Source organism: Streptomyces sp. SPB074, assembly GCF_000154905.1.
GTDB lineage: Bacteria > Actinomycetota > Actinomycetes > Streptomycetales > Streptomycetaceae > Streptomyces.
Genome location: NZ_GG770539.1, coordinates 3672826 through 3675047, shown reverse-complemented (window position 1 = coordinate 3675047; position 2222 = coordinate 3672826). Strand labels below are relative to the sequence as shown.

The 2222-nt window shown below is 74.0% G+C and carries 3 protein-coding genes; 2 read left to right on the top strand and 1 reads right to left on the bottom strand.

Annotated elements, in window-relative coordinates; translation table 11 throughout:
• Positions 1-112 precede the first annotated feature (112 nt).
• Together SSBG_RS15200 and SSBG_RS15195 are read left to right on the top strand one after the other, a co-directional pair.
• Positions 113-409: a type II toxin-antitoxin system VapB family antitoxin gene (locus SSBG_RS15200; protein ID WP_006377352.1), complete on the top strand. Its 297-nt coding sequence runs from the start codon at positions 113-115 to the stop codon at positions 407-409.
• Positions 410-567: 158 nt separating this feature from the next.
• Complete coding sequence (locus SSBG_RS15195) at positions 568-1170, top strand: LytR C-terminal domain-containing protein (RefSeq protein WP_037871491.1); 603 nt, start codon at positions 568-570, stop codon at positions 1168-1170.
• Between the two features lie 164 nt (positions 1171-1334).
• Here the strand turns inward: SSBG_RS15195 and upp are convergent, their stop codons facing one another.
• Positions 1335-1970, bottom strand: coding sequence for a uracil phosphoribosyltransferase (gene upp / locus SSBG_RS15190; RefSeq protein WP_008746992.1), 636 nt, complete (start codon positions 1968-1970; stop codon positions 1335-1337).
• Positions 1971-2222 lie beyond the last annotated feature (252 nt).

Below are 2222 nucleotides of genomic sequence, written 5' to 3'. Positions count from 1 at the left end.
CAACCCGGCCGGTAGGGGACACGTCCGCGAAACGTGGTGGGAACCGGTCGCGGTGGGCCGTAAACCGCCCGCTCGGCTGCGCCCGGTGGACGCGGCCCGGTAGGCTTTCCGTGTGATCTTCAAGCGCATCGGAAACGGCCGGCCGTACCCCGATCACGGCCGGGAAAGCACCCGGCAGTGGGCGGACGTCGCACCGCGTCCGGTCCGCCTCGACCAGCTCGTCACCACCAAGGGGCAGCTGGACCTGGAGACCCTCCTCGCCGAGGACTCCACCTTCTACGGCGACCTCTTCGCGCACGTCGTGAAGTGGCAGGGCGACCTCTACCTGGAGGACGGCCTGCACCGCGCGGTCCGCGCCGCGCTCCAGCAGCGCCAGGTGCTGCACGCCCGCGTCCTGGAGATGGACTGAGCGCACGCGAGGGCTCCGGCGAGCCCGCTCCCCGGGCAGGTTTCGCTCGGCCGTTCGGGTCGCTCCGGACGAACTGCACCCAAGTGGATGATCATTAAGTAGGCATGGCTCGCGCGCGGCACTACGCTGCGTGTATGACCATGCTCACACCTCCCGGCATGGGCGGTAAATACCGCATCACGGGGGACAAGTACCCCCACATGCGGCGCCCTCGCAGACGCGGCAGGCTCGTGGCGGTGATCGTCGCCTCGGCCGCCGTCCTCGGTCTGCTCGGCTGGGGTTCGCTCCAGCTCTTCGACGTGTTCTCCAGCGGCGGCACCGCGACGGCCGCGACCGGGCCGAAGCACTGCGCCCGCCCCTCCGCCGCGCCCGCGCGGGCCACGAAGCTGCCCGCGCCGCGCACGGTCAAGGTCAACGTCCTCAACGCGACGACCCGCGCGGGCCTCGCCAAGGAGACGGCCGACGAGCTCAAGAAGCGGGGCTTCGCGATCGGCGAGGTCGGCAACGCGCCGGCCGCGTACGACAAGAAGGTGAAGACGGCGGGCCTGCTGATCGGGCCGAAGAGCGCGGCCGACGGTTCGCTCAAGGTCCTCGGCACCCAGTTCGCCGGGGCCGGGACACGGACCGACGCGCGCGAGGGCGCGGCGCTGGACCTCGTGATCGGCGACGGTTTCACGAAGCTGACCGCCCCGGCCGTGGCCGAGAAGTCGCTGGCCGCGCTGCGCCGCGGTCCCGCCGCGCAGGCGAAGCCGAAGTGCTGAGGACGGCGGGCCGGGGCGGGCCGACCGGGCCCTCGGGCCCGCGCCGCCCCCTCGCCCCGGCGGGACGGCCGTACGGATCGACGGGCCCGGGCCGCTGACGGACGGGCGGTGCCCGGCCGCCCAAGCCCCGTCCTGCCCCGGGCGCGGGGCGGGCGCGCTCGCGCCTACTCGGCCGCCCCGTACATCCGGTCGCCCGCGTCGCCCAGGCCCGGGATGATGTAGCCGTCCTCGTTGAGGTGCTGGTCGACGGAGGCGGTGACGACCGTGACCGGGGTGCCGGCGAGTTCGCGTTCCATGACCTCGACGCCCTCGGGGGCCGCGAGGAGGACGACGGCCGTCACGTCGTCGGCGCCGCGCCTGATGAGTTCCCTGATCGCGGCGACCAGGGTGCCGCCGGTGGCGAGCATCGGGTCCAGTACGTAGACCTGGCGCCCCGAGAGGTCCTCGGGCATCCGGGTCGCGTACGTCGACGCCTGGAGCGTCTCCTCGTTGCGGACCATGCCGAGGAAACCGACCTCGGCGGTGGGCAGCAGCCGCACCATGCCGTCGAGCATCCCGAGCCCGGCGCGCAGGATCGGCACGACCATCGGGCGCGGGTAGGAGAGCTTCACGCCGGTGGTCCTGGCCACGGGGGTGTCCAGGTCGACCTGGTCGGTGCGCACGTCCCGCGTCGCCTCGTAGGCGAGCAGGGTGACCAGCTCGTCGGCGAGGCGCCGGAAGGTGGCCGAGTCGGTGCGCTTGTCGCGCAGCGTGGTGAGCTTGTGCGCCACCAGGGGGTGGTCGACGACGTGAATCCGCATCTCACCACAGTAACCGGACGCCCTCGCGCCCCCCGACCGGCATCAAAGCTCCCGGCCGGGGGAACCGAAGGGGCACAAGGGAACCGGGCGCCCCGCCGGGGCGGAGGGCGGTGACGGGCGGCATGGCGCAGGACGCTGTACGTGACGGGGACGAGGCGGACCGGCCCGGCGGACGGGCGGGACTCCCCCGCGCCCGCGCCGAGGATCCGGCCCCGCCCGCGCCGGACCCGGAGCGGCGCCGCCCGCCGCGCG